Source organism: Psychrosphaera sp. F3M07, assembly GCF_018860345.1.
GTDB lineage: Bacteria > Pseudomonadota > Gammaproteobacteria > Enterobacterales > Alteromonadaceae > Psychrosphaera > Psychrosphaera aquimarina.
On record NZ_JAHKPJ010000016.1, the window covers coordinates 292,382 to 318,540 of the forward strand.

24 protein-coding genes are annotated in these 26,159 nt (G+C 37.8%); 8 read left to right on the forward strand and 16 right to left on the reverse strand.

Going from position 1 to position 26,159, the window contains the following annotated elements:
• Positions 1 to 66 precede the first annotated feature (66 nt).
• From thiI to pomA, 3 genes are all read right to left on the reverse strand, one after another.
• On the reverse strand, positions 67 to 1,521 hold the full coding sequence (gene thiI, locus KO505_RS08290; protein WP_216054972.1) for a tRNA uracil 4-sulfurtransferase ThiI: 1,455 nt from the start codon (positions 1,519 to 1,521) through the stop codon (positions 67 to 69).
• Positions 1,522 to 1,708: 187 nt separating this feature from the next.
• Positions 1,709 to 2,644 carry a flagellar motor protein MotB gene (locus KO505_RS08295; RefSeq protein ID WP_216054973.1) on the reverse strand — a complete coding sequence of 312 codons (936 nt, stop codon included), beginning with the start codon at positions 2,642 to 2,644 and terminating at the stop codon, positions 1,709 to 1,711.
• A 56-nt stretch (positions 2,645 to 2,700) separates the two neighbouring features.
• Complete coding sequence (gene pomA / locus KO505_RS08300; RefSeq protein ID WP_216054974.1) at positions 2,701 to 3,462, reverse strand: flagellar motor protein PomA; 762 nt, start codon at positions 3,460 to 3,462, stop codon at positions 2,701 to 2,703.
• 266 nt (positions 3,463 to 3,728) lie between these two features.
• Here pomA and xseB point away from each other — a divergent pair, with 266 nt between their 5' ends.
• The 3 genes from xseB to dxs are packed head-to-tail and all read left to right on the forward strand — an operon-like array spanning position 3,729 to position 6,813.
• The gene (gene xseB, locus KO505_RS08305) at positions 3,729 to 3,980 is read left to right on the forward strand and encodes an exodeoxyribonuclease VII small subunit (protein ID WP_216054975.1); all 252 of its coding nucleotides are present in this window, start codon (positions 3,729 to 3,731) and stop codon (positions 3,978 to 3,980) included.
• Between the two features lie 2 nt (positions 3,981 to 3,982).
• Positions 3,983 to 4,918 (forward strand): (2E,6E)-farnesyl diphosphate synthase, encoded by a 936-nt coding sequence (ispA, locus tag KO505_RS08310; protein WP_216054976.1) that lies wholly within the window; start codon positions 3,983 to 3,985, stop codon positions 4,916 to 4,918.
• 8 nt (positions 4,919 to 4,926) lie between these two features.
• Positions 4,927 to 6,813 (forward strand): 1-deoxy-D-xylulose-5-phosphate synthase, encoded by a 1,887-nt coding sequence (dxs, locus tag KO505_RS08315; RefSeq protein ID WP_216054977.1) that lies wholly within the window; start codon positions 4,927 to 4,929, stop codon positions 6,811 to 6,813.
• Positions 6,814 to 6,872: 59 nt separating this feature from the next.
• Here the strand turns inward: dxs and KO505_RS08320 are convergent, their stop codons facing one another.
• The 5 genes from KO505_RS08320 to KO505_RS08340 all read right to left on the reverse strand — a co-directional run bounded on the left by KO505_RS08320 (position 6,873) and on the right by KO505_RS08340 (position 12,906).
• Complete coding sequence (locus tag KO505_RS08320) at positions 6,873 to 8,432, reverse strand: ATP-binding cassette domain-containing protein (RefSeq protein WP_216054978.1); 1,560 nt, start codon at positions 8,430 to 8,432, stop codon at positions 6,873 to 6,875.
• On the reverse strand, positions 8,426 to 9,925 hold the full coding sequence (locus KO505_RS08325; RefSeq protein WP_216054979.1) for an ABC transporter transmembrane domain-containing protein: 1,500 nt from the start codon (positions 9,923 to 9,925) through the stop codon (positions 8,426 to 8,428). The genes KO505_RS08320 and KO505_RS08325 overlap by 7 nt, the downstream gene beginning before the upstream one ends.
• Positions 9,926 to 10,063: 138 nt before the next feature.
• Positions 10,064 to 10,171, reverse strand: a complete 108-nt coding sequence (cydX, locus tag KO505_RS08330; protein ID WP_216054980.1) for a cytochrome bd-I oxidase subunit CydX — start codon at positions 10,169 to 10,171, stop codon at positions 10,064 to 10,066.
• A gap of 12 nt (positions 10,172 to 10,183) precedes the next feature.
• On the reverse strand, positions 10,184 to 11,320 hold the full coding sequence (gene cydB, locus KO505_RS08335) for a cytochrome d ubiquinol oxidase subunit II (protein ID WP_216054981.1): 1,137 nt from the start codon (positions 11,318 to 11,320) through the stop codon (positions 10,184 to 10,186).
• On the reverse strand, positions 11,317 to 12,906 hold the full coding sequence (locus KO505_RS08340; RefSeq protein WP_216054982.1) for a cytochrome ubiquinol oxidase subunit I: 1,590 nt from the start codon (positions 12,904 to 12,906) through the stop codon (positions 11,317 to 11,319). The genes cydB and KO505_RS08340 overlap by 4 nt, the downstream gene beginning before the upstream one ends.
• A 289-nt stretch (positions 12,907 to 13,195) precedes the next feature.
• On the opposite strand from KO505_RS08340, the gene KO505_RS08345 reads away from it, so the two are divergent.
• Complete coding sequence (locus KO505_RS08345) at positions 13,196 to 14,497, forward strand: sigma-54-dependent Fis family transcriptional regulator (RefSeq protein WP_216054983.1); 1,302 nt, start codon at positions 13,196 to 13,198, stop codon at positions 14,495 to 14,497.
• A 73-nt stretch (positions 14,498 to 14,570) separates the two neighbouring features.
• Here the strand turns inward: KO505_RS08345 and KO505_RS08350 are convergent, their stop codons facing one another.
• The 4 genes from KO505_RS08350 to KO505_RS08365 all read right to left on the reverse strand — a co-directional run bounded on the left by KO505_RS08350 (position 14,571) and on the right by KO505_RS08365 (position 17,448).
• Entirely contained in the window at positions 14,571 to 15,842 is a 1,272-nt protein-coding gene (locus KO505_RS08350) for an O-acetylhomoserine aminocarboxypropyltransferase/cysteine synthase family protein (protein WP_216054984.1), read from the reverse strand.
• A gap of 315 nt (positions 15,843 to 16,157) precedes the next feature.
• The gene (locus KO505_RS08355; RefSeq protein ID WP_216054985.1) at positions 16,158 to 16,415 is read right to left on the reverse strand and encodes a hypothetical protein; all 258 of its coding nucleotides are present in this window, start codon (positions 16,413 to 16,415) and stop codon (positions 16,158 to 16,160) included.
• A gap of 163 nt (positions 16,416 to 16,578) precedes the next feature.
• Positions 16,579 to 17,070, reverse strand: a complete 492-nt coding sequence (locus KO505_RS08360; protein WP_216054986.1) for an AAA family ATPase — start codon at positions 17,068 to 17,070, stop codon at positions 16,579 to 16,581.
• 9 nt (positions 17,071 to 17,079) lie between these two features.
• Positions 17,080 to 17,448: a DUF3703 domain-containing protein gene (locus tag KO505_RS08365; RefSeq protein WP_216054987.1), complete on the reverse strand. Its 369-nt coding sequence runs from the start codon at positions 17,446 to 17,448 to the stop codon at positions 17,080 to 17,082.
• Positions 17,449 to 17,801: 353 nt separating this feature from the next.
• Between KO505_RS08365 and KO505_RS08370 the strand changes: the two genes are divergently transcribed.
• Positions 17,802 to 18,542: a hypothetical protein gene (locus KO505_RS08370; RefSeq protein WP_216054988.1), complete on the forward strand. Its 741-nt coding sequence runs from the start codon at positions 17,802 to 17,804 to the stop codon at positions 18,540 to 18,542.
• Positions 18,543 to 18,684: 142 nt separating this feature from the next.
• Here KO505_RS08370 and KO505_RS08375 read toward each other — a convergent pair whose 3' ends face one another.
• Together KO505_RS08375 and KO505_RS08380 are read right to left on the reverse strand one after the other, a co-directional pair.
• Complete coding sequence (locus KO505_RS08375) at positions 18,685 to 18,891, reverse strand: cold-shock protein (RefSeq protein ID WP_216054989.1); 207 nt, start codon at positions 18,889 to 18,891, stop codon at positions 18,685 to 18,687.
• Positions 18,892 to 19,250: 359 nt separating this feature from the next.
• Positions 19,251 to 19,718 (reverse strand): nuclear transport factor 2 family protein, encoded by a 468-nt coding sequence (locus tag KO505_RS08380; protein WP_371819980.1) that lies wholly within the window; start codon positions 19,716 to 19,718, stop codon positions 19,251 to 19,253.
• A gap of 266 nt (positions 19,719 to 19,984) precedes the next feature.
• Here KO505_RS08380 and KO505_RS08385 point away from each other — a divergent pair, with 266 nt between their 5' ends.
• Both KO505_RS08385 and KO505_RS08390 read left to right on the forward strand, forming a co-directional pair.
• Positions 19,985 to 20,854, forward strand: coding sequence for a thioesterase domain-containing protein (locus KO505_RS08385; RefSeq protein WP_216054990.1), 870 nt, complete (start codon positions 19,985 to 19,987; stop codon positions 20,852 to 20,854).
• Between the two features lie 90 nt (positions 20,855 to 20,944).
• Positions 20,945 to 22,657 (forward strand): glycoside hydrolase family 9 protein, encoded by a 1,713-nt coding sequence (locus tag KO505_RS08390; protein WP_216054991.1) that lies wholly within the window; start codon positions 20,945 to 20,947, stop codon positions 22,655 to 22,657.
• 108 nt (positions 22,658 to 22,765) lie between these two features.
• Here the strand turns inward: KO505_RS08390 and KO505_RS08395 are convergent, their stop codons facing one another.
• Both KO505_RS08395 and KO505_RS08400 read right to left on the reverse strand, forming a co-directional pair.
• Positions 22,766 to 23,416, reverse strand: a complete 651-nt coding sequence (locus tag KO505_RS08395; RefSeq protein ID WP_216054992.1) for a cold shock and DUF1294 domain-containing protein — start codon at positions 23,414 to 23,416, stop codon at positions 22,766 to 22,768.
• 83 nt (positions 23,417 to 23,499) lie between these two features.
• Positions 23,500 to 24,117 (reverse strand): MarC family protein, encoded by a 618-nt coding sequence (locus tag KO505_RS08400; RefSeq protein ID WP_216054993.1) that lies wholly within the window; start codon positions 24,115 to 24,117, stop codon positions 23,500 to 23,502.
• A gap of 494 nt (positions 24,118 to 24,611) precedes the next feature.
• Here KO505_RS08400 and KO505_RS08405 point away from each other — a divergent pair, with 494 nt between their 5' ends.
• Complete coding sequence (locus KO505_RS08405) at positions 24,612 to 25,991, forward strand: hypothetical protein (protein ID WP_216054994.1); 1,380 nt, start codon at positions 24,612 to 24,614, stop codon at positions 25,989 to 25,991.
• The last annotated feature ends 168 nt before the right edge of the window (positions 25,992 to 26,159 follow it).

Here is a 26,159-nt window from a genome sequence, read left to right on the forward strand (position 1 = left end):
AAAAAGCGATCGCGTTATTGCTAACGGATCGCTCATTTATTAATTATTTATCCAATAAAACAAAAATTATTTACGATAAACCTTAACCGTTTTAAAGCCATTTTCGTGCAATAATAAAGCTTGTAAACGGCTCATCACTCCACGATCACAATATAGGAAGTAAGGTTTGCTCTGATCTAAGTCACCAAACTTGGTCGCTAGTTTAAAGAATGGAATTTCAATGACTTCAATCCCTTCTAAAACTAATGGTGAATCGTCGGTTTCATCAGGACTACGCACATCAACCACAACCGCATCAACAGGCAGCTCAGTGACTTGTTCAAGCTCTTGAACTTCTTCAGCGGCTTGTTTGGCGATATCACGAATATCCATTACATCCGCATTATTCACCGCATCATCTAAGATACTCATATCAAAGTTTGATTCCGCTGCAATAATCTCTGATAACACTGCACGGGTTGTTGGTTTTTTAGAGATAACACCACAATATTCTGGCATGGCCGCAGCAAAATCGTGCGTACCTATTTTACGAGAAGTATCAATAATCTCCGCTTTATCCAAATGGATAAGAGGACGCAAAATAAGAGTTTCTGTTACGCGGTCAATCACATTTAAGTTTGTTAACGTTTGGCTAGAAACCTGCCCTAAACTTTCACCAGTTACTAATGCTTTAATACCTAAACGGTCTGCTACTTGTGATGCAGCTCGCATCATCATACGTTTAAGGACAACACCCATTAATCCGTTATCTATTTTAGTTAATATCTCGGCTACTACTGGATCAAAATCAACGGCGATGAACTTAGTTTTATGTGAGCTGCTGTAACGTTTCCAAATTTCATAAGATACTTGTTTAACACCAATCTCATGTTCTTTACCACCTAAGTTAAAGAAGCAGAAATGAGTACGAGCACCGCGGCGCATTAAATGATAAGTGGCAACACCTGAATCAAAACCACCTGAAATCAAAGACAGAACATCTTCTTGGGTAGGAAGAGGCATACCGCCTAAACCTTTATGATGCGTTTTAATGACTTGAAAACGGTCTTCACGTAATTCAGCTTTAACGGTTATCTCCGGTTTTCTTAAAGAAACTTTAGCCGACTCAACGGCTTGATTTAATCCACCACCGATATAACGCTCTAATTCAGACGAAGTAAAATCATGTGTTCCTGAACGTTTAATACGGACACAAAAAGTTTTACCCTCTATTTCACTTTGCCAATGGCGAGCAACATCTTTAAATGCAGTATCAAAATCAACAAATGGATATTCAACCACTTCATTGTATTGATCGACACCGGGAATACGAGATACCGCGTCTATGATCTCCAGCTCTAATTCACGGGATAAATCAGGTGTCTCAATAACCACATCACTCCAGCGAGCGATTACATGCGCCGACTCATAAATACGCTTAACAATAACGCGTATATTTGACTCTAATAATTTGCTAAAGCGCTTACGTACTGAGCGACTTTTAATGTTTATTTCTGGATGGTATTTTACGATTAATCTCATAACTTCTCATTGGTGTTGTAACCACATTACCAATGTTTGAAAGGATTCAATTGGCATGCAAGTAGGCTAGACCTAAAAATTGGCGAGATTATACACTTGATTGACGGTGTGGAAAAGCGTAGAGAGAATTAACACCAACTTCAATAACATAGATAGTGTTATAAGAAATAGCTGCAATTAACCACAGCTATTCTTGTACGTTACTCATTCTAATTGGGTCGGACTCCATAGCTTTACCTTGCATGATAGAGATCTCTACCCGACGATTACGTTTACGGTTCACTTCCGAGTCATTTGGAACTAATGGGCGCGTATCCGCATGGCCCGTAATTATTAGTCTAGATTTATCAAAGCCTGGTGCATTAAGCATTTCAATTGCCACCGCCACAGCGCGTTTTGAAGATAATTCCCAATTGCTTGAAAACAATTCATTAGTCACATTTATATCATCCGAATGTCCAGAAACGGTCACTTCACCTGGCACATCATTCAATAAAATAGCGATCTTTCTGACAATAGGTTTAAATTGATTTTGTAAATACGCCGAGCCTGATGGGAAAGCCCCATTTTCACGAATTCGAATTATTATCTGTTGGCCTAACGATTCTAATTCTATCGCGCCATCGATAATTTCTTGTTCAAGTTGTTGAGCCACTTTTTTCATTAACTCATTAACTTCTTCTTGCTCAGCGGCTGCTTCTGATGAACTTTCTGATTCAGATTCTGCGGTTGCAGAACTCATTCCACCACGAAGTTCTGCAGTTTGCTCTTGGCGTCCACCAGCAGATTCATCTTCACCTTCTTCAAACTCTAATACTTGTTGGGTGATCTCTATGGTTTGTTGCTGCAAAATAGGAATAGGGGTTGGATCAGGGCGACCTGGACGAAACTCTTGGGCAATCACTGAGGTCCCTTTTGGGATATCTTTAACCTCAAGTTTGTTTTGAACACCAAAAGCAAACTTCATTGAGCCCGCTATTTGTTTAAACTTTAATACGTCCATTTCCGCGAAGGATAATAACAATACGAAGAAACACATCAACAATGACATGAGATCGGCGAAGGTTCCCATCCATGCGGGCAGACCTTCGGGAGGACATTTTGGGCATTCTTCTTCAGACATTCTATTCTCAGTTCAGTTTAAGGGGCAACACGTTTAAACAATCGGGACTTGCCCTACTATTCTTCTGTGTTCACTTCACGTTTTGATGCTGGTAAATAGTTACGTAATACACCTTCAATGACTTTTGGATTTTGACCATCTTGAATGCCTAACACACCATCCATGATCAAACTTTGATTTAGTTTTTCTTCTTGTCCGCGTAATCCTAATTTATTCGACATAGGCAATGCGATTACGTTTGCCAAAAAGGCACCGTATAATGTTGTTAACAAAGCAACCGCCATCGCAGGTCCAATTGATTTTGGGTCATCCATGTTTGATAACATAGCAACCAAACCAACCAAAGTTCCTATCATCCCCATCGCTGGACCAATGTCCCCTAAGGTTTTGAAGATACCCGCGCCTAAATCATGACGTTCTGTGGTTAACGATATATCTTTAGATAAGGTGGCACGAACAACATCACCATCATGGCCATCAACTAATAGGTCGACACCTTTTTGTAAAAAATCATTAGAGATTTCAGCTTCTTCTAACGCTAAAAAACCACCTTTTCTGGCAGCATCGGCAAGTTCAACAATTTTTTCGATGAGTTCTTCAGGCGTTTCAATTTTGAATGAGAAGGCTTTACCGGCAATTTTACCTGCGCTGATAAATTGAGTTAATGTGTAGTTTGCTAACAAAACAAAGGTTGACCCACCAAAAACGATAGCAACCGATGGAACATCGATAAACATTCCTAACCCGCCACCCATGATCATTGCCATGACAATGAAACCGATAGCGCCAATTATTCCAACAATCGTTGCGATATCCACTTTTAACTCCTAGTTGTTGGTTGATGTATTACCCGTTAGCTCAAGCCTACAAATAATAAAATATGGTTCGCCAGAAACAGACTCTAACACTTTAATTATCGACAGATTTTCCTGCAACTTAAATATATTCAAACGCTTATATTGTTAACTGGTTAAACTTTAGACCACTTATCTCAATATTAATGGATTCTGATTGAATAAACACCCCTTGTACTGTAATTTACACAGCTAATTTTCAACTGGCGAGCAATTGAATTAAGGTTAACATGACAACCAAAAAATCCGTTTCATTTGAAACTGCAATTAGTGAACTAGAAAACATAGTATCTCAACTTGAGTCCGGTGATCTTGAGCTAGAACAATCTCTAGCGTTATTTGAACGCGGAATAGAATTAACTCGTCTAAGCCAGTCAAAACTGCAAGAAGCAGAGCAAAAAGTGCAAATACTGATGGCCAAACAAGACCAGTTGGAACTGCAACCTTTTGCGGCTAACGAACAAGCGCTTGGTGAAGGTTAACCATGGGGTTACCAGAACAAGATTCATCTAATATTGGATTACAAGACGCGATTGTTCAATATAAAACAAGAATTGAGCAGTTCTTAACACAAGAGTTAAGTGCTGCCACAGTTGATGAAATCATCTTAAAAGAGGCAATGGAATATTCGTTGTTATTAGGCGGCAAGCGCCTTCGCCCATTTTTGGTTTATGCCACTGGCGGATTATTCAAAGCAGACTTGCACGACTTAGATGCGCCAGCCGCTGCATTAGAAGCCATCCATACTTATAGCTTGATCCATGATGATCTTCCCGCGATGGATGATGACGAATTGCGACGAGGCAGTCCAACCTGTCATATCAAATTTGATGAAGCCACTGCAATTTTAGCCGGTGATACCCTGCAGTCTTTTGCATTTAATGTTTTATCTTCACATGATTACCAGCAAGTGACTGCGCCCCAGATTGTAAAGATGTTTAGCTTATTAACCCAAGCCGCAACGGACATGTGTGCTGGACAATCAATCGACTTACAACAAACCAATACATTAAATACCACTGAATTAGAAACCGATGTTTTATTAATTAATTTAAAAGAAATGCATCGTTTAAAAACAGGTGCCCTGATCAAGTCAGCAGTATTATTAGGTGCCACTTGTGGTAACGCTAACGAACAAGAGATTGAAATTTTAAGTCAATATGCCGATGCTATTGGACTGGCATTTCAAGTTTGGGATGATGTATTAGACATCACTTCAGACACTCTTACCTTAGGTAAACCGCAAGGTTCCGATGTGGCTGCAAATAAAACCACCTATCCTGCGTTGCTTGGGCTTGACGGTGCCAGAATAAAAGCTAAAAATTTAATTACGCAAGCAGTACACGCTTTGCAACAATTACCGTACAATACGCAGCAATTAGAGCAACTCGCTTATTACATCATTGAACGAGACCATTAAGTTCACTTATGACAGTAGACATTTCAAGTTACCCGAATTTACAAAAAGCGTTAACCCCTCCGCAGTTACGTAAAGTCCCTCAAGAACAGTTGGGCTTAGTATGCAAAGAGTTACGCGACTATTTATTAAGTTCGGTAAGTAAAAGTTCAGGCCATTTTGCCTCAGGACTTGGCACAGTAGAACTCACTGTTGCGTTGCATTACGTATATAACACTCCGTACGACCGAATAATTTGGGATGTAGGTCATCAAGCTTACCCGCACAAAATTATTACCGGTCGAGCCGATAAAATTCATAGTATTCGTCAAAAAGACGGACTTCATCCATTCCCTTGGCGTGAAGAAAGTGAATACGACACGTTAAGTGTGGGTCATTCTTCAACGTCTATTAGTGCGGCATTAGGCATGGCTGTTGGTGCACAAGCGGCCCATAAAGCTGATCCAAGCCAAGACATCAGAAAAGTCTGTGCGGTTATTGGCGATGGTGCTATGACGGCAGGTATGGCTTTTGAAGCGATGAATCATGCAGGTGATATTAAACCGGATATGTTAGTTGTCCTTAATGATAACGACATGTCTATTTCTGAAAACGTAGGTGCGTTAAATAGCCACATGGCTAAACTGCTTTCTGGCAGCCTTTATACTACGTTTAGAGAAAGCAGCAAAAAACTGTTAAGTGGCCTTCCTCCAATCAAAGAATTAGCCGGACGTGCCGAAGAACATTTAAAAGGCATGGTTGTACCAAGTACTATATTTGAAGAACTTGGTTTTAATTATATTGGTCCAATTGACGGGCACGATGTAAAAGGTCTGGTCGATACCCTACGTAACATGCGTAATTTATCTGGCCCACAGTTTTTACATATAGTGACCAAAAAAGGCAAAGGTTATGAACCTGCCGAACAAGATCCAATTAAATATCATGCAGTGCCTAAATTTGATCCGACGTTAACGTCTTTACCTGCATCTAAAAATAGCCAACCAACTTATTCTAAAATATTTGGCGATTGGTTATGTGATATGGCGGGGCAAGATCCTAAATTAATGGCTGTGACACCGGCCATGCGTGAAGGCTCTGGCATGGTTGCCTTTTCTAAACAGTTCCCAGAACAATACTTTGATGTTGCCATTGCAGAACAACATGCTGTTACTTATGCCGCGGGATTAGCCTGTGAAGGATTTAATCCGGTTGTGGCTATCTATTCTAGTTTCTTGCAACGCGCTTATGATCAATTAATCCATGATGTAGCCATCATGAATTTACCTGTATTATTTGCCATTGATAGAGCCGGTATTGTAGGTGCCGACGGGCCAACTCACCAAGGCACATTTGATTTAAGCTTTTTACGTTGCATTCCAAACTTAGTGATCATGACACCAAGCGATGAAAATGAATGTCGTCAAATGTTATACACGGGTCACATGTTAGATAAACCAGCTGCGGTTCGATACCCTAGAGGGGTTGGTCGTGGTGTGGAAGCTCAAAAGATAATGGTTGAACTTGAAGTCGGCAAAGCCAATATCGTGTCTGACACCGCACAAGATAAATTAGTTATTTTAAACTTTGGAACGTTTTTGGCTGAAGCTGAGATTGCCGCTGAACAATTAAATGCATCCGTGGTTGATATGCGATTTGTTAAACCAATGGACTTAGCTTTATTAGATAAAGTTGCAGCTCAATACAAAACCATAGTCACTATTGAAGACAATGCCATTGCAGGCGGAGCGGGTTCTGGGGTTAATGAATACCTTAACGCTAAAGGATTTAATAACTCGGTATTAAATATTGGCTTACCTGATCAGTTTATTAAACACGGTACCCAAGAAGAAATTTACCAAGAACTCTTGTTAGATGCTAAAGGGTTACGACAACAAATTGAAACCTTTATAAAATAATAAAAAACAACCACTAGTGCAGCTCAGTTTGCTCTAGTGGTCATCCCTCAACTAAATGGTTAATAGCTATCTAGGTCTATTTTATTATCAAAGTTTAACCCTTCCGGGTAAATATGGCTTGCAATGATCACACAACGAGAGGTTGTTAAAGAGTTGATGACATTAACGACCTTATCGATATTTTGTTGATCTAACCCTTCAAATGGCTCATCCAATAATATATACCGTTTAGTCGATAATATCGCTCTTGCCAAACCAAGCCGTTTAGTTTCACCACCTGACAACTGACGACCACCGCTCCCCACCCATTGTTCCAAATTTGATAACTGGTCTAATCCCACTGTTTTTAATACCTCAATCAACTTGTTATCGTCTATTAAACTATTGGCATTACGATGGGCTGAGTGTTGTGCAAGCTGTAAGTTTTGCCTTAACGTACCGGATAGAACATACGGAGTTTGCTCGACATAAAGTACATCATCCAAAATGCACTTATCAGAAAAACTAGACTCAGCCTTTCTTTCATTGTACTTATCCTTTATAGACCTTGAATTCAAAAATAAATCACCATCAAAATCAATCAATCCTGCAATAGCTTTAAACAACCTAGATTTACCAGAACCAGAACTGCCAGCAATTAGATGCAATTGTTGCTCTGCAAAGGTGATATCTAGCTCCTTACTTGCACTTCCTTTTGGTTTAAATTGTTTTAATTCTATCGATTCAATTTTATCTTTGACACGAGAGTTACTTATAGTTGAGTAATTAGAATTAATAATTTTATTGCCAATTATGTAATCGTGTAACCTATGATGGCTGAAAAATGTCCGTCCAAACCAGTCCAAAGCTCCTAGTAAAGCCATAGGTAGAATCATAACAATTGGTGTGTTATTACCTAAGGTATTCATCTTGATAACCAATAAGGTTATACAAAATAAACTTAGTATTAATAACCCAGAAATTGCCCATTCAATCTTTACCTGATTCGTTTGTACATTCTTGTAAAGTGCACTCGCATCTGGGTGTTGGAGATTTTTCTGCATATGCCAAATATTAGCGGCGTCAAAATGATGTTCAATTTGTGACTCTAAACTCGTTCTAATTTGTTGTTTTTTTTGCGCTAATACTAAACCTGACATAATCAGCCAAATATAGATAAGTAAAGCCATAGTTAAGAATATTAACCAAGGCACAGAAAAAGCCACCAATTGCCAAAGTACAAAACCGGTTAATAACAACAAAGACAATAACGCCCCGGCATTTTGATTGATCCAGCCGGTCCAAATAGATGCTACATCTTGAGATTGATAATTAAGCTTGTCCGTATCAGAGGCTCTCGAAACAGATGTACTCCCTTGCATATTATTAAACAAAGATAAACGAAGGTGAGCTAAACTTTCTAATAATTGATGATGTGATAACCACATCTCGCCATACCCACTGGCTATACGCATTAAAGCTAACGCCCTAATGATCACGGCCGGCAACATATAATTAAAACTGACTCCGGCTACGGCACTAGCAGCAATAAACCAAGAAGACACCAACAACAAAGTAAGTCCAGATAAAGCATGAACTAAAGCTAATATCAGAGCGATTATAGGTTTTTTAGTTAACATAAGGTATCGCCTTGAAAAATTTCTCCGTTTTCGATTAACCAACGTCGATTAAACCATGACGAAGGCAGAGGTTTATGTGAGGCCCAAATACGCGTTTTGTTTTGTGTTAATTGGTGGATTAATAAAGCCAAAGTGTCATGTTGCTGCTCGGTCAAATGCGCTGTTGGTTCATCTAATAGTATAACATCTGATGGTTGTAACAATGCCCTTGCTAAGTTTAAACGTTGGGCTTCTCCTCCCGATAATATTGGATTTTCCCCCATTAGAGTATCAATCCCTAACGGTAAAGATTTTATTTTTTTACTCAACTGAACTTGCTCTAACATTAACCAAAGTTGTGAATCTGGAATGTCTTGACCCATTGATAAATTCTCTCTAACACTGCTAGGTAAAATAGTTGGTTTTTGGCTAATTAATACCACGGTACCTGGTAATTGATGTGTTGCTTGCCTTAGTCCCATTAAGGCATCCAATAACACACTTTTACCCGCCCCAGATCGCCCGGTTAATAAAACACTATCTTGGCCATTCAAATCCAACGATTCAGCCTTAATTGAAGGAACTGAAATTGCAAAACTATGCCAACGAGTATCATTAAACGTCATTGGTTTAGCTCCCCATCGTTTGCTGTCAGATGCATTTATCAAACTAAACTTGGGATTAGATTTGATCACTGGGAGCATAGCTTCCACTGCAGCTTCAGCTTCACTTTTTTGATGATACAAACGCCCTAGTGTTTTTAGTTCAGCAAATAATAAAGGCGTCACGAGCAACAGGTATAATCCATTATGGAAAGTGATGTCAGGACCAATTGATAATTCTCCTAACAGCGAAAAACCAATATAAACAGCAACTAATGCCATAGAAATAGTTGCAAAAAAATCCAATACCGTTGAAGACAGAAAAGCCAAACTGACCACTCTCATTGTCTGTCTATTAACTAAATCACTCGCCTTAGCAAGGCGTTTAGACTCGACTTCATGTTGATCAAAAGTGGTGAGTAAGGTTAAGGCTTTTAATCTATCGACAAATAACCCACCTAACCTCTCTAGACTAATAAAATGTTTACGATGTAAATTAGCGGCACCGTGTCCAACCAGGATCATAAAAATAGGCACAATAGGTAAAGTAATCAATAATATGAGCGCGACAAACCAATTAATCGGAAATATTATTGAAATCACAAAAATAGGGAATAGGACCGAAATGTATTTTTGACTGGTATATTGGCTTACATACTGAGCGATTGACGGGATATGTTTTAAATAAACTTGTTGCCAGAAAAAACTAGAATACCTTCTAGCTAACGCATGCTGTTGTGCGTCCAAATTAACATTGATTTGTTGCTGTAAATCCAATTCAATTACAGCATTTAGTTTGCTTAATTGATTTTCAGAAACATGCCTAAGCACAATCCAAACTAACGAACTAAGGACAAATGCTAAGGAAGATTCATTGTTCACACCAGCATGACCTACAATGAGGTCATGCATGAGGTTAGAGAAATACCAGAAGCACGTTACTTGCCCAATAAAATATCCTAACTTTACAACCAATAACTTTATCAAAGAATTCCGATAACGGTTCTGAAGTTGTTTTAGCCAAATAACGCCTTCTGTATCCAATCTATATTACTCTTCTGTTCTGTCCATATCTTCGGTAGATTCCAACCAAAGTGCGTTTATAATGCCAAATGAACAAGCTAATAACACGCCTAAAATCCAAGTGAAATACCACATATTTGTGTCTCCTTAATAACTTGTGTGTGATTGGTTTAGGTCGCTTTGTTTAATGCGACCACGCATCACATAGTAACTGTATGTTGTATAGGCCAAAATAAGTGGCACAAAAATACACGCGACAAAAAACATAATTTTTAATGTTAATAGACTAGATGTTGCATCCCATAACGTTAAACTTGCTTGCGGCATTGTGCTGCTAGGCAATAAAAATGGGAACATTGAAAAACCAGCCGTTAAAATAACCCCAGCGATAACCACTGAACTAGCAATAAATGCCAAGCCAGGTTTATTTTTAATAGAAAAATAACTACAACCTAATCCAGCTAAAATGGCTGCCAGAGGTGCTAAGACCATCCATGGGTATTTACTATAGTTTGCCAACCAAGCCCCAGCTTGTACTGTGACCTCTTTGTTCATTGGGTTACTGGTTGCAAGCGTATCAATTTTGGATGTGATCACATATCCATCAACACCTAATGACAGATATATGCCTGCGAGTATGAACAAGATAACGGTAGAAAGTGATAAATACACCGATACAGATTGAGCTCGTTGGTAAATCACTCCATCCGTTTTTAGTTGCAACCAAGTAGCGCCATGGTTAAGCAACATAGCTACAGACACTAGACCAGACAATAAGGCAAAAGGTGTTAATAATCCCCAAAAACTCCCTGTATAAGTTGATTTAAGCATGTCATCAAAGTGAAATGGAATACCTAATAACAAGTTACCAAAAGCAACACCAAAAATAAGAGCAGGGATAATTCCACCTGCAAACAACGCCCAATCCCAAGATTTTCTCCAGGTAGGATTGATAAGTTTACTGCGGTAATCAAACCCCAACGGCCTCATCCACAGTGCAATTAAAGTAATCGCTAACGCAATGTACAATCCGGAGAAAGCAGTTGCATATACTAATGGCCATGCGGCAAAAATAGCACCACCGGCAGTTACAAACCAAACCTGATTTCCTTCCCAATGTGGACCTATGGTATTGATCATGACTCTGCGCTCTTTATCAGTTCGTCCCACTAAAGTTAACAACGCCCCAACACCTAAATCAAACCCATCAGTTACGGCAAACCCGATTAACAATACACCGACTAATACCCACCAAATGACTCGTAAAGTTTCATAATCAATCATTTGTCATCTCCATTTATTACCATTTCATCTAACAATTGAGCTTCTTTGTCTAATTCAGCTTGCTCTAATGCAACTTGGCTCGGACCTTTTTTCGCGTATTTTTGCATAAGATAAAATGCAACAATAAACATCACAGTATAAAATAATGTATAGGAAACTATGGTCAAAATGACGTCCGCCTCAGTAAGATTTGAGACTGAAGTATGCACAGGCAAAATTTCAGCAATTGACCAAGGTTGGCGACCGTACTCAGCAACAAACCACCCTGCTTCAGATGCAATCCATGGTAAAGGTAAGCCCCAAAGAGCAATCTTCAATAACCATTTAGGTTTCGTGATTTGATGTTTAGTTGAGTAATAAAATGCACAGGCAAAAATGAACAACATCATAAAACCAGAGGCTACCATAATACGAAAACTCCAAAATAACGGTGTTGTCTTTGGTATAGAATAATTAACCGCTTTATCTATCGCTTCTTTACTCGGATTTGCTACATCATCCGTGAACGGTTCTAACAACATGGCATACCCCATATCCTTTTGGTGTAATTCAAATGTACGAATTTGTTCCTCTGTAGCCGTTTTATTTCTCACTGAATCTAAAAGTACATAGGATTCAATGCCCGATATAATGCGCTCTCTATTTAGCGCTTTATGGTCTTTTAATCCCATAATTTCTTCATCAAAAGAACGTGTGGCGATAAGCCCCATTAACCAAGGTATTCTTACCGCATAATCAACAGTTTCATTTTCATCATCTGGTAAACCAAATAAGGTGAATGGTGCTGGAGCTGGATGCGTATCAAATTCAGCTTCTACAGCCGCTAATTTTACTTTTTGCACATCGCCTAACTCATAACCACTCTCATCACCCAAAACAATCACTGATAACGTTGCAGCTAAACCAAAACTTGCGGCAATAGCAAATGAACGTCTAGCAAACGCAATATCTTTTTTGTTTAATAAGTAATAACTAGAGATAGCCAATACAAACATTGCACCAGTTACATAACCTGCAGAAACGGTATGAACAAACTTAACTTGAGCAACAGGATTAAAGATCACTTCTGCAAAGTTAGTCATTTCCATTCGCATTGATTCAACATTAAATTCGGCACCGATAGGGTATTGCATCCAACCATTGGCAATCAAAATCCATAATGCCGACAAGTTAGAGCCGATTGCCACTAACCAAGTTGTTATTAAATGTTTTCCCTTTGACATTTTATCCCAGCCAAAGAAAAACAAACCTACAAAGGTTGATTCTAGGAAGAACGCCATCAAACCTTCAATGGCTAAAGGTGCACCAAATATATCTCCGACATAATGTGAATAATAAGCCCAGTTCATACCAAACTGGAATTCCATTGTTAACCCTGTCGCGACACCAATGGCAAAGTTAATGCCAAATAACTTTCCCCAAAACTTGGTCATTTCTTTGTATATTTCTTTACCTGTCATTACATAGACAGATTCCATAATAGCTAACAAGAAACTTAACCCTAGTGTTAGGGGGACAAATATAAAATGAAACATTGCTGTAAGAGCAAACTGAAATCTTGACAGTTCAACTAGAGCTTCGTTCATACCAATCTCCATGTTCGACTAATTAATTTAGTCCAATTTATAATTAACTTTTGCTCAACAGCATCAGTGACGGTTCGACATAAGTGTCAAAGTACATATAGCAAATAACGAACCAAACAAACAAACTAAATTTAACTATACAAAACAATAAGTTAATCTAGATCAATATTTTACACCAAAACCTACACTGTCATTAATGACAATACGAATGACACTTATGACAGTTTATTTGTATAACCAATAAGTTTATGTCATATTAAATTCTACGTTTAATTATCTTACTCTGACCATGAATATTTCAGTGATACAGTCGACCATTGATGCAATTGAAAAGCCGGTCATATTTATTAACACCGACTACACCATTAAAGCCGTCAATCAGGCGTATCGTGATGTTTATCATAAAGAAGTAATTTTAGGCACGAGTCGTTGTTATGAGATATCACACAACAGTCATCAACCATGCGATAAGGCTGGAGAAAGCTGTCCAATGCAAACCTGTATCAATACAGGAAAATCATCCAGCGTTGTGCATGTTCATCACACTGAAAAAGGCAAACAGTTTTGCGATATTTTGATGAAACCAATAACTGACGATGATGGTATTACGATTGGCTATCTTGAAATTCTTGAGGATATTAAATTTGCATCTACCAACATGCAAAAAAACAAGATGATTGGTAACAGTAAGCCATTTCTGCACTTACTAAAACAAGTTAACCGAGCCGCAAAATCAAACATATCAGTATTATTACAAGGTCAAACTGGTACGGGTAAAGAGTTGGTGGCCAAAGCCCTTCATAACCAAAGTCAGCGTAGCGAAAAGCCTTTCGTCATAATTGAATGCACTGGATTAAACGAAAATTTATTTGAATCTGAATTATTCGGTCACGACAAAGGCGCTTTCACCGGCGCGACTCAAAGTAAAAATGGATTAATCGATTTAGCAAACGGCGGTACCGTATTTTTTGATGAAATTGGCGATGTCCCTTTAAACATGCAAGTAAAATTATTAAGGTTGCTTGAAACTAAAAGTTATCGTGCTGTGGGTAGTTTGAAACAGAAAAGTTCTGACTTTCGTTTTTTAGCCGCAAGCCATAAAAATTTATTAGAAATGGTAAAAAAAGGGGAATTTAGAGAAGATCTTTATTATCGAATTGCTGGTTTTCCAATTCATCTTCCTTCTTTAAATGAGCGAGCGAGCGATATAACTTTGTTAGCTCAATATTTTTTAAAACACTCGGACAACCCTTTTAAATACTTCAGTGCAACAGCCCTTAAAAAATTAAGCCTATACAGCTTTCCCGGCAATATTAGAGAGTTGAAAAATGTAGTGGAACAAGCATCGTTATTAGCGGATGAAGACGAAATACAACAAGACGATCTACCGACATATATTTTTGCGGATCCACAAATAGAAAATGGTGACTTTTCAAGTGACCTCATGTCCCTAGAAAAGGTTGAGAAACAGCATTTGATTAAATCTATACGCAATTCAGACTTATCTGCAGAATTACTTGCCGATAAATTAGGAATTGGTGTTAGGACGTTTTATCGTAAATTACAAAAATATGGAATCAACATTAAATAAGTGTTTAATGTAGTTGGAGTTGGCTAAACCGTTATTAAACGAGATTAGCCAACTTTGGATTCAATTATTACTGCTACGCCTTATCTAACGCTTGGCTAACATCTGCGATGATATCGTCTATATGTTCGATACCCACAGAGATTCTAATAAGGTCAGCGCTGACCCCCGCAGAAGCTAACTCTTTTTCGTTTAACTGACGATGGGTTGTAGAAGCAGGATGACAAGCCAATGATTTAGCATCACCTATATTCACTAAGCGTAAAATCATCTCAAGTGAGTCGATAAATTTTGAACAGGCTTCAATGCCACCTTCAAGTCCAAAACTTAAAATACCAGAGGCTTTGGAATTTGTGATCTCTTTGCATTTTTCATAATACGGGCTTTCTGGCAATGCTGCGTAATTAACCCATTTTACTTTTTTATGTTGTTGTAAGAATGCAGCCAGTTTTTCAGCATTTTCACAATGACGTTCCATTCTCAAACCAAGAGTTTCTAACCCTTGCATAATTTGGAACGCATTCATAGGTGATATAGCGGCGCCTGTATTTCTAAGTGGCACAACACGACAACGTCCAATATAGGCAGCAGCACCTAACGCCTCGGTATATACAACATCATGGTAAGAAGGGTCTGGTTGATTTAATACTGGGAAACGCGCTTTATTTGCTACCCAATCAAACTTTCCAGAGTCCACTATTGCACCGCCAATGGACGTACCATGTCCACCAATGTATTTAGTCAGAGAATGCACAACTATGTCTGCGCCTAACTCAAATGGGCGGCATAAAAACGGCGTGGCAACCGTATTATCAACAATAAGTGGAACACCATGTTTATGAGCAATTTCAGCTAAACGTTTGATATCAACAATATTGCCAGCAGGGTTGCCTATCGACTCACAAAAGATTGCTTTGGTATTGTCATCAATGGCAGCATCAAAGCCGTCAAAGTCATCACATGACACCATACGTGCTTCAATACCTTGTCTTGGTAAAGAATGAGCAAAGAAGTTATACGTACCGCCATACAGTTGGCTAGTACTAACTATATTATCACCTGATTCACAAATACACTCAATGGCATACGTGATAGCAGCCATTCCTGAAGCAACGCATAATGCGGCGATGCCCCCTTCCATTGCTGCAACCCGTTTCTCTAACACATCGGTGGTTGGGTTCATTATACGCGTGTATATATTGCCCGGTACTTTAAGGTCAAATAAATCAGCTCCATGCTGGGTATTATCAAACGTAAAAGAGGTAGTTTGGTAAATTGGAACTGCTGCTGCTTTAGTTGTTTCTTCTGATTTGTAACCTTCGTGTAAGGCAATGGACTCAAGTTTCATTTTAATTATTCTCCTGTTAATTATGCTCTGTGCACAACAAAGATTAGGTTATTTAGTTAACCTAAAATGTATTCCTTGCGCGCAAAAAAAATGAATTTATATTTTGATTTTGTGAATTAATATTTAATTAACTTAACAAGAGTTTATAACAGAAACAATCTGTTTTAACCGTTAACCTATGAGCGTAAAGCTATATCATATGTTCAATGAGTGGCTGTCGCAGATTAAGAGGGTTAGTTAACCAGCAAGATTCGAAGATATTAAGATAAAAGGTGATTATTATAGCCGGACAAATCATTGCATTTGGGATGGGTTTCATACACTTTTGTGTTGTGTGCCTTCACCAGGGGTGATGAATAAGAGTTTAGTTTTCACTTTGGTTTTTACCGTATGCCAGATATTTTGGGGAATGATAATAACGCTCCCCTCTTCTTCTAAATCAGTACACTCATGACCATCAGGCAAATCTAATACAAAGGTTGCTTTCCCCCCTAACAAAACAATGACTTCATCACCATTAGGGTGTATCTCCCAATTCGTCCAATCTTGCTCAAATTCGTGGCATGATACCAACTTATGATCTACAAACTGGTTATAGTGTCTATCTAAGCGCTGATACAAACTTTGGTCACATTTCTCGACAGTTGCTTTTTAGCTTGGACTGATAACAATTACATCTTTATTTAAATTGGTCGTCATATGGATCTCTGCTATTCACCATGTTATTTAACAATAACTAGTGGTTACTCGTCATCATTTGCTTTTTCCCATCAAAGCCATTAAACAACTGAATGTGGGCTTGCTCGGAAAAACAGTCATCACGTTCTGGATATTGAGAAATCCAATTAATCAACATTTCTAAGTTGGTATCTTGCGCGGCTTTTGATTCATATTTATGCGGCTCCCAAGGTCGTTGTTTTGCATTTTGTATACATGCATCTACCGGCAAATTTAAAAAGATCATTTCGTCAGCTTGCTCTGTGGCCATTGCTAACAAATCTGCGTAACACCCTTCAATAACCCAGTTTTCATTTTCAGTTATAAAGTTGTGTATGTATTGTTTTGAATCACAAAGCGCCATTCTCATTGGTGGTTTGTCAGGAGACTCAGGTTGTTGCCAAGCAATTGTATCTAAGTCCAAATGTACGGCTTTATTTTTTAAACAATATTTTTTGGCTAGCGTTGATTTACCCGAACCTGAGTTACCAAATATTAAGACTTTACTCATAAAATACGCCTATTTTCTCGTTACTTTCGCTTTGGCTATTAGTTCAGCATGTTCTGGTTTTATCGGCATCACTTTAAGCGGACTAACGTTACTTCCACCGGTATTACCGACTGGCACACCTTTTATTGCCGTTAATAATGCCGCACCAATAATTCTTAATAACTGGCCAAATATCTCACCTACATTGGCTTGTCGAATCCCCCAAAGCATCATGAGATAATGCACTTTCACATGCCAATAGGTAGATTCTTGACCTAGTACGTGTGCATTCTCTAAATGTGTAAATGCAGTAGCAAAATCACCAAGTTTCTGGGCTTGAGTGGCTTTAATGATTTCATCATTGACATAAGGTGCTATGTTTTTCGAAAATTGACTCAATGTATTTTCCTATGGTTGAACCTGTAATCAGGTGAAAACATATCTAAAGACTTCCTGCGAGTTATTATCTATGGAAGGCACATGTAATAGGACAAGTGATTAGACATCGTTTACCCCTTTTTATTTGCCCCAAACAGGGCCCTTAAATAAAAGGGACGACAAGTTAACTAACATACCGGATCCATTAAATAACATAAATACTAATTTTGTAAGTTTAAGCATTTATTAAAATACATTGTTAACCATTTAGGTAAACTACTGATTTATCTATCTTAATAGTTATTTTTATTGTGTAAACATTTAAAATTTGTTCTATTAGCTAATATGATATTTTGTTAAGTAACCAGTAAATAATGAAGTTCTTACAAACACTGACGTTTTTTATTCTAATTATATCAAGTTATAGTTTTGCTACTAACAAACAATCCATTGATCTCTATACCTATATTCATAAACCGCCATATGCCATTGACAATAACTCAATTGGATTGAGTTACGACTTCATCAATGCCTTAAACCAACATTCTAAAAAATACACTTACAATCTTATTCATTTACCTAAACGAAGAGCTTTAGATTCGTTAAGTAAAACCGGAGGCGTAATTTTATGGACTAATCCTATTTGGATGGACGATGTAAATGAAACAAAATTTTATTGGATAAAAGACTTATTCAACGACAAAGAACTCTATATTACTAATGACCAATCTCTCGTATACGAAGATGTGACATCATTGCATAACAAAACCCTTGTAGGTGTGCGTGGATATACATATTTTGAATTAGAAGAAAGTTTCAAAAAACACAATATTTTACGAGCCAATGTTCAACGTGAAGTATTAATCCCCGATATGCTGTTGAAGAAACGTGGTGAGGTAGGTGTTATGGGAGCACAAACCTATTGGTACTTAGTCCGGAAAAAGCCAGAAATAGCAGATAATTTATTTATCTTAAAAGACCATAATAAAGAATTTAAGCGTAGCATTTTAGTCTCCAAATTAAGTCCATACATAAGAAAAGAAATAGAAGACTGGCTCAGTTCACCTACAGGTAAAAAACAATGGGCCGAAATGACGTCGAAATGGTTACAATAACCAACATCCTTAGGCTGTGAATATTATGGTTAAAAATGGCAAGGACGTTTTAAGCGAAAGGAATAGATTTATAAATAACAGGCATAAAAAAACGCCAGTAGTAAAACTAATGACGCCATAGTCTCTTAATAGTAATTAGATACTAAAGAGGAACTACTTTATTTGCACAAGGGCCTTTTTGACCTTCGCCAACTTCAAACTCTACAGCTTGACCGTCGTTAAGTGTTGCGTAACCGCCACCACTTTGAATTTCTGAATGGTGAACAAAAAGATCTTTGCTTCCATCTTCTGGAGTGATGAATCCGAAACCTTTATCGGCATTAAACCACTTAACTGTACCTTTACTCATAATATACTCTTTAATTTAAATTTGTTAATTGCAATACTTTGCATCTGCATTGTACATGTCAAATCTAAAATAAACTAATAATAGTGACGCGTACATGGATTCAATCGTGATAAGTTCGACTGATAGTTATTCATTATTGCCTAGACCCTATGTAAATCAAGTCATGTAGAAAAAACTTTTATTTAAATTAAATAAAATAAATAACCTTTTTTACTACAAACAATTGATAAAACTTACCTAAATACGTCAAAAAGCGACATTTCTCTATCTATGTTATCGCTTTGGCGCAACTAATATGATGTTTTCTGCGGTACACATTTCACCTGTTTCATTGGATAAATGATTTATTCAGTGACCAATTACTCGTGGTACTTACGAATAATCGCCACTTTGCCATCTTCTATTTCTAAAACTTCCATCATTACTTGTGAATAAGCCAGCGCTTGTTGGTTTTGTGGGTGGATACCTTCGGCTTTATTTTTATACCGAATTGCCACAGCTGATGTATTAAAGGTAAAGACATCTAACAATTGAGCTTCATATTTAGTATGCGCACCAAGGTAAAAAGTCATGCCTTTGCGCATTAATTCTTTTCCATTTGATTGTCGTGAGTCATCGGTGACATAAGGCAAATGTGTATGGCCAATATCATCGGTCAGTAACGCGAGATAAACTTCTATATCTTTTGCGGTTGCGTTGGGTGCTTGAGTTGCCACCATACTATTAAAGTAAGTTCGAGCAAACGCGTTCAAATCTAATTCTGAATTATTGGCATACGTGGTTGCCGACATAAAAAATAAACAAATACCTGCAAAATAATGTTTCATTGATAACTCCTTTTTAGTCACTATAGATAGGACCTCATGTTAACTGCATCGTCAAAAGATAAGCCATTGATCGACTATAAAAAATATATCTAATTGCAGCAATAATTTAGCAGGTGAGCGCAAGAGAAACAAACTGTTTCAAACTGACTATTCCTGCATGGCTTAACAGACTATTTTGATATTCTTATCTACAAAGCACTATGAGTCATATAGTATTTAAAGTAATCTCTAGGTTTTAAATTAACATCTGTGAATTCCATTCAAACATGTTTAAAACTCTGCTTTTCGCACTAATTATTTTGGTTATAAATACAGGCCAATATGCTTTTGCCAACCAAGATTTTGGCGAGATAAAACGTCAAGCTCAATTAGCCAATGACACCTATCTCGATGTAAATCAAATACAAGCCACTTTACAACAACAAGGGCAAACCTTAATCCATCAAAATACACTTGAAACCTCTCAAGTAAGCTACTTTTTAAGTAAACATGCTAATACCCAAACCATTGCCATAAGAGGTACGGCTAATGTAGAAAATGTGATGTTGGATTTGGACATACAATTACAGCCCGATAGTCAACTTAACATTCCGCTTCATCGCGGATTTAGCGCAGGAGCAAAGGCAGTATTTCAAGATGTGAAACCTTATTTACTGACTAACACACCAATAAAACTAACCGGTCATAGTTTAGGAGGTTCAATAGCGGTTGTGCTGGCCATGTATCTACAACAAGAAGGTTATCAAGTTCCTCAAGTTATTACTTTTGGGCAACCTAAAGTGACCAATACAGCTGGTGCTAAACAATTTTCCGAACTGCCTTTAATACGTGTAGTTACCCCGCTAGATATCGTCCCTTTAGTACCGCCATTAAGTCCAATGCAAATAAAAAATTTAGATATTTATTGGCACCATGGCGAAGAAGTTATTTTAATGGGAAACCATAAATTCGCCCAGACTGGCGGCTTAAAAAGTATGTTAAGAGCAACAAAGTTTACCTCTGCTATCCCAAGTGAAAAAAATCTAATTGCACACCATATGGGGACATACTTGGGTTTAATTGACCAACTTATTATTTCAGCCGAACAAGTGCCTTACAAAACGCAAATCAACCTATTTGGATTTTCATTAGATTAGAATCGGTTTTGACTGTGGTGTTAGCCATAATTTAAAGGCAATATGTTTGTAGTGATTTTGTATACGTATCGTTAAGTGGAGCTTATAGAAATGAATATAGTTAGATTAATTGTCTTAGGAATGTTAACCCTTGTCGTCATCGCCTGCACTTCCCTGATTAACCAAAACGCTGACCCTATTACTACGCAAAAAATACAATTGAACCAATTGGGTTATCTGCCTAATGCTCGTAAAGTTGCCATAGTGCCAAATGTAAATCAACAATCATTCAGGTTGGTTTCACTCGACACAGGTAAACTTGTTTATAAAGGCAAATTAACGAGTGCAAAATCATGGCAAGCCGCAGGAAATAGATCATTCAAAGTAGCTGACTTTTCATCCGTAATAAAAGAAGGACGTTATTTTTTAAAGGTTAATGGAGTGGCAGATTCAGCTGAATTTGATATTGCATCAAATGTGTACGACAAGTTACACGACAGTGCACTCAAGTCCTATTACTTCAACCGTTCTAGTTTAGCGATTGAATCACCTTATGGACAACAATGGTCAAGAGCAGAAGGACATGCCGACAATGAAGTTAAAGTACATGCATCCGCTGCAAGTACTGCACGTCCTGAGTCAAGCATGATTGAGTCGACTAAAGGTTGGTATGATGCAGGCGATTACGGTAAATATGTAGTCAACTCGGGGATTGCCACTTATACCTTATTAGCATCTTATGAACATTTCCCAACATTTTATCAAAACCGTAACACCAATATCCCAGAATCTAATGATAATATTCCCGATATTCTAAACGAAGCCAAATGGAATATTGATTGGCTTGCCACCATGCAAGATCCAGATGGTTCGGTTTATCACAAACTCACCACACTAGCTTGGCCGGGTAAAGAAATGCCGGTGCAAGATAAAAGAGAGCGCTTTGTTATCGGAAAATCCACATCTGCCGCACTCGATTATGCTGCAGTTTTGGCGATGGCCACACGTATTTATGAACCATATAATAATGGGCAAACAAAACAATGGTTAAGCTCCGCTGAATTAGCTTGGCAATGGGCTGTTTCAAACCCTAATCTGGTGTATTCGCAACCAGATGACGTAAGCAGCGGTGAATATGGAGATGATAGTTTTAATGACGAGTTTTCATGGGCTGCCGCGGAGTTATTTATAACGACTCAAAAGCCTAAATACCTGGAACAATACCTTAACTTCAGAAGTAAAATTGACGTACCCTCTTGGTCATATGTCGCGTATTTAGCCACCAGTACCTTATTAATAAAAGGTCAGGCAATCATCCCACCTGTAATTTATCAAAAGATAAAGTCAGAACAATTGGCATTAGCTGACAACTTAGTGCAGCAATATAATGACAATGGTTATCAAGTGCCTTTGGTTGAGTCTGATTTTGTATGGGGCAGTAATTCCGTTGCATTAAATAAAGCACTGATATTAATGCAAGCTCATAGACTTTCATCAAAACAAGCCTATAAAAATGCAGCCTTAAGTATTATTGATTATGTATTAGGGAGAAACCCAACCGACTATTCCTACGTCACTGGCTTTGGCAGTAAAAGTCCTTTATTCCCACACCACAGAGTTTCTGTCAGTGATGGCATAGTCGCGCCTATTCCAGGTATGTTAGTAGGTGGCCCACATAGTGGCAAACAAGATGGTTGTGATTATCAATTTGATCAGCCAGCAATAACCTATATTGATGATTGGTGCAGTTATGCTACCAATGAAGTCGCTATCAACTGGAATGCCCCCTTAGTCTATGTATTGGCAGCTATTTTGGCGGACTAATATTTTAGCCTGTTTGGGTCTGTATCAGATGATCTGCTAATAAAATCCGACATAATCATATTATATCGGATTTTAATTAACCTTCTGATTGCCATGATAATTGAGAGCTCAGGCATTTAACCGTTTAATGATCAGATCATTTAGCAAATATGTGCCTAATTCGGTTTGAAGCCAAATCAATATTAAGATGTTTATCCAAACCGTTAACCAAAAAACGCGCTGAAACGTTTTTTTAATCGACTTATGTCGTAATTTTTTTTGCGCTAAATATGCACCCGGCCAACCTCCGGTTAAGGACAAAAGATGCAGCGTACTTTCTGCGGTTCTCCACCGACCATTCTTCGCAGCCGATTTATCAATGGCATAAAAACAAAAGGTCAAAACACTCATTAATAAATATATACCTAAGACAGTTATAGGTAACACGCCGAACAAAACCAATAAACATAAAGTGAGAAAGAATATAAAGGTAAACTTGCCCGCTACACTATTTTCATTTTTGTTATGTCTAGTGTTGTTCGATTGTAACTTTAACGGTTGGTTAGTGGCTTGAGACGTAAACTTAATATTTTCTGCTTTATATTGGTTGTTCTTTTCATACACTAATTCATAAATGATTTGGTCACCATTAACGGGTCTTCGACTTCGAGACGTAAACGCCTTCACATGTACAAATGCTCTTTCGCCTCCCCCCTTAGGTTCAACAAAACCAAAACCTTTGTCGTCATTCCAACTAATAATCTTTCCTTGTAGTTTCATTTGTCCTCCATAACCTATCAAATCTTAGCCGCGTTAAAAGCAAGAGGGATAACGTCCTGCTTGTATTGCTACCTCATATATTACTACTGCATAACTTTATAATATTCACTTAGGCCGGTTAAAATATTGGTGGTGGCTATTGACGATAATATTAACCCCATCACTCGGCTGATCACACTGGCTCCACTGCTACCGACCGCACGATTTATAACGCCTGCCAAGAGCATTAATACATAAGTTAAAACCAACACCGATAACATAACCAAGGCAGTCTGCATTTGCTCCCAGATGGTATAAGTTGAATTCTTGGTTAACAACACTGCCGCCAACATCGCTCCAGGACTGGCGATGGAAGGAACAGCCAATGGAAAGATAGCTGTCTCTTTATGTGAGTCTTGTAACATTTTAATTTCTTCATCCGGCTTACTGTCACCGAAGATCATATTAAGTGCGAATAAAAACAGGACTATGCCACCAGATATTTGAAATGCCGGTAATGGGATAGATAATGCCGTAAGTACGATTTCTCCCATCACTAAAAAGAATAACAATACACAAGCTGCCGCTATGGTCGCGAGTAAAGCAACACGGCGTTTCGTTTTTTGATCATATTGTTCGGTGACAGCGATAAAAACAGGCAAGGTGCCAATTGGATCAATGACGGCGAAAAACGTGATAAATACAGCTAAAAAATCAATCATTGAATGGTTTGCTCCGTGATGAGAAAAGTAAAATAGTGCCAGTTAAGGCACTAAATTTGTATTTAAATATAGCGAGGAACCTTTATCGAATGATTTGCTCTATATAAAACGTTTATCTACTACACTTACTTTAAAATTGTCTTTGCCACGACTTATTTACCCCAATTAATGAAAATAAATCTGTGATTAATGTTAACATTTTTCGCAGTATCGTCTTCGCTAGAATTCTATATATGGGTTAACCTATATATTTCAACCATTTGCCATTAACTTACTTAGCTTTGACTTCCCTTCAACTGTCGTTAAAAGACGGTTAGTGATGTATCTAATTAAGGGAAGAAAAAATTCCTATTTCGCTTAACTTTTTGGATACATATTAGGCTATATATTTGTGCCATTATGCAGCAAATATTTCTTATGCTTAACATGGTGTAGTACACTGGTTTTGCAAAACATATGATTCAAATAAATATTAAAAGGAGTAACAATAAGCAGTGAAGAAGGTAAAATTATCTCAAGATGAAAATTTATCGATAAAGATCAGTCATCAATTATTGCCACAAGCAATGCAACGTATTGACCTATATTTTTCGCTGCCTGTTGAGATGGGGATAAGCCCAGACACCTTAAACGCTGAAGATTACTTTTATAGTAATATAAAGAGTCAGAGTGCCTATTATTCCGATCAATTACATCTGCCATTAGTACGAAGTCGTTTTATTAGTCAACGCTTTGAGGGGGAAAATAAAGATGGTCAAAGTGATTACCGTTTAAACCTAAATTTATTTTCTTACCAACTGAAAATAGCGTTAGATGCCGATATAAAACAAACCCTGAAATTAAAAAATGCTGAGGAGTTTTATCCTGCAGCAATTGTATTAGCGGAACAAATATCTGGATTAGTTAAAAAGCTACGTCGTTATACTCCACCTGATAGCCAGTTAAATTCATTTTACGAAAATGCGGATAACTTTTTAAGTTGGCACATTGAACAGTCTTTTTTAAAACTGATATCAAGGGGGCCTAAAAGCAGTGATTTTTCCACTGAACGTGAATTTTTATTGGCCTTTTGTCGAGAAGAAAATAATTATCGTGCAGAACAAAACTACAACTCACAAATCACCCTAGATGACCCCAACCGTATCACCAATAAAATGAGACTGTTACAACGTTTGATAGAGTACGGAGTTGTTTTTAAAAAGAAAACTCGCTATTTAGATGCTAATTTAAAACGATTAGTGAGGGGAAGTGTTACCGCGGTTATCATGGCCTTTGTGATGGTTTTAGTCCTTAATGCAAGATCAAGTTTCACAGAAGTCACCGTTGCTCTTATCGCCTTCTTAGGTGTTATATATGGTTTAAGGGAAACCTTCAAAGAAGACCTCACCAGCCTTATTTGGCGAAAAATTCAAAAAGGTCGGCCTAAGTGGCAAAACTTGTTTAGCCACAGTGTGGACCGAAAACGAATACTCAGCCAAACCTTGTGGCTTGAATATATAAAAAATAAAGACTTGCCTGAAAGCGTTAATACCTTATTTCAGCAACGCAGGCAGCAAAACAAACAAGATGCCCGGTTATTGCACTTCCGTTGTGATAATAAAGTACTCGCGAAAGAGTTGTTGCCGGGTTATGACGAAATTCAGCAACAGATCTTTTTTAATTTAACCCCCTTTGTTCGTTTTTTAAAAAAAGGCGCGGGGCGTTTGTATGACCTAGATGGTCAAAAAATATCAAGCCAAGGTGTTGAGCGTCGTTATCAGATAAACCTTATATTACGTAGCCTAGATAAAGAAGGTGAACGGATACAACGATTTAAAATAACATTAAACCGCAGTGAAATTGTAAATATTGAAGCCATGCCAGAAGTAGAGTAACTCCTATTATAGTTACAGAGACACCCACTTCAATTTCAAATTCAAGCATGTGTTTACCCAAATGGTGTAATCGCTTTTATATTACTATCACATTCTAGATTTTAAGCTTTATCGTCTACTTGAATTTAGAATTTTGAGTAACTTTTAACGCTCGTCCTAAATGGTAGG

Coding starts and splice junctions, on each gene's coding strand:
- KO505_RS08375 (WP_216054989.1), bottom strand. CDS start 18,891: ATGAGTAAAGGTACAGTTAAGTGGTTTAATGCCGATAAAGGTTTCGGA.
- xseB (WP_216054975.1), top strand. CDS start 3,729: ATGACAACCAAAAAATCCGTTTCATTTGAAACTGCAATTAGTGAACTA.
- KO505_RS08390 (WP_216054991.1), top strand. CDS start 20,945: ATGAATATAGTTAGATTAATTGTCTTAGGAATGTTAACCCTTGTCGTC.
- dxs (WP_216054977.1), top strand. CDS start 4,927: ATGACAGTAGACATTTCAAGTTACCCGAATTTACAAAAAGCGTTAACC.
- cydB (WP_216054981.1), bottom strand. CDS start 11,320: ATGATTGATTATGAAACTTTACGAGTCATTTGGTGGGTATTAGTCGGT.
- KO505_RS08295 (WP_216054973.1), bottom strand. CDS start 2,644: ATGTCTGAAGAAGAATGCCCAAAATGTCCTCCCGAAGGTCTGCCCGCA.
- thiI (WP_216054972.1), bottom strand. CDS start 1,521: ATGAGATTAATCGTAAAATACCATCCAGAAATAAACATTAAAAGTCGC.
- KO505_RS08395 (WP_216054992.1), bottom strand. CDS start 23,416: ATGAAACTACAAGGAAAGATTATTAGTTGGAATGACGACAAAGGTTTT.
- KO505_RS08320 (WP_216054978.1), bottom strand. CDS start 8,432: ATGTTAACTAAAAAACCTATAATCGCTCTGATATTAGCTTTAGTTCAT.
- KO505_RS08380 (WP_371819980.1), bottom strand. CDS start 19,718: ATGAAACATTATTTTGCAGGTATTTGTTTATTTTTTATGTCGGCAACC.
- KO505_RS08385 (WP_216054990.1), top strand. CDS start 19,985: ATGTTTAAAACTCTGCTTTTCGCACTAATTATTTTGGTTATAAATACA.
- KO505_RS08340 (WP_216054982.1), bottom strand. CDS start 12,906: ATGAACGAAGCTCTAGTTGAACTGTCAAGATTTCAGTTTGCTCTTACA.
- ispA (WP_216054976.1), top strand. CDS start 3,983: ATGGGGTTACCAGAACAAGATTCATCTAATATTGGATTACAAGACGCG.
- KO505_RS08325 (WP_216054979.1), bottom strand. CDS start 9,925: ATGCATGACCTCATTGTAGGTCATGCTGGTGTGAACAATGAATCTTCC.
- KO505_RS08350 (WP_216054984.1), bottom strand. CDS start 15,842: ATGAAACTTGAGTCCATTGCCTTACACGAAGGTTACAAATCAGAAGAA.
- KO505_RS08345 (WP_216054983.1), top strand. CDS start 13,196: ATGAATATTTCAGTGATACAGTCGACCATTGATGCAATTGAAAAGCCG.
- KO505_RS08400 (WP_216054993.1), bottom strand. CDS start 24,117: ATGATTGATTTTTTAGCTGTATTTATCACGTTTTTCGCCGTCATTGAT.
- KO505_RS08360 (WP_216054986.1), bottom strand. CDS start 17,070: ATGAGTAAAGTCTTAATATTTGGTAACTCAGGTTCGGGTAAATCAACG.
- KO505_RS08370 (WP_216054988.1), top strand. CDS start 17,802: ATGAAGTTCTTACAAACACTGACGTTTTTTATTCTAATTATATCAAGT.
- cydX (WP_216054980.1), bottom strand. CDS start 10,171: ATGTGGTATTTCACTTGGATTTTAGGCGTGTTATTAGCTTGTTCATTT.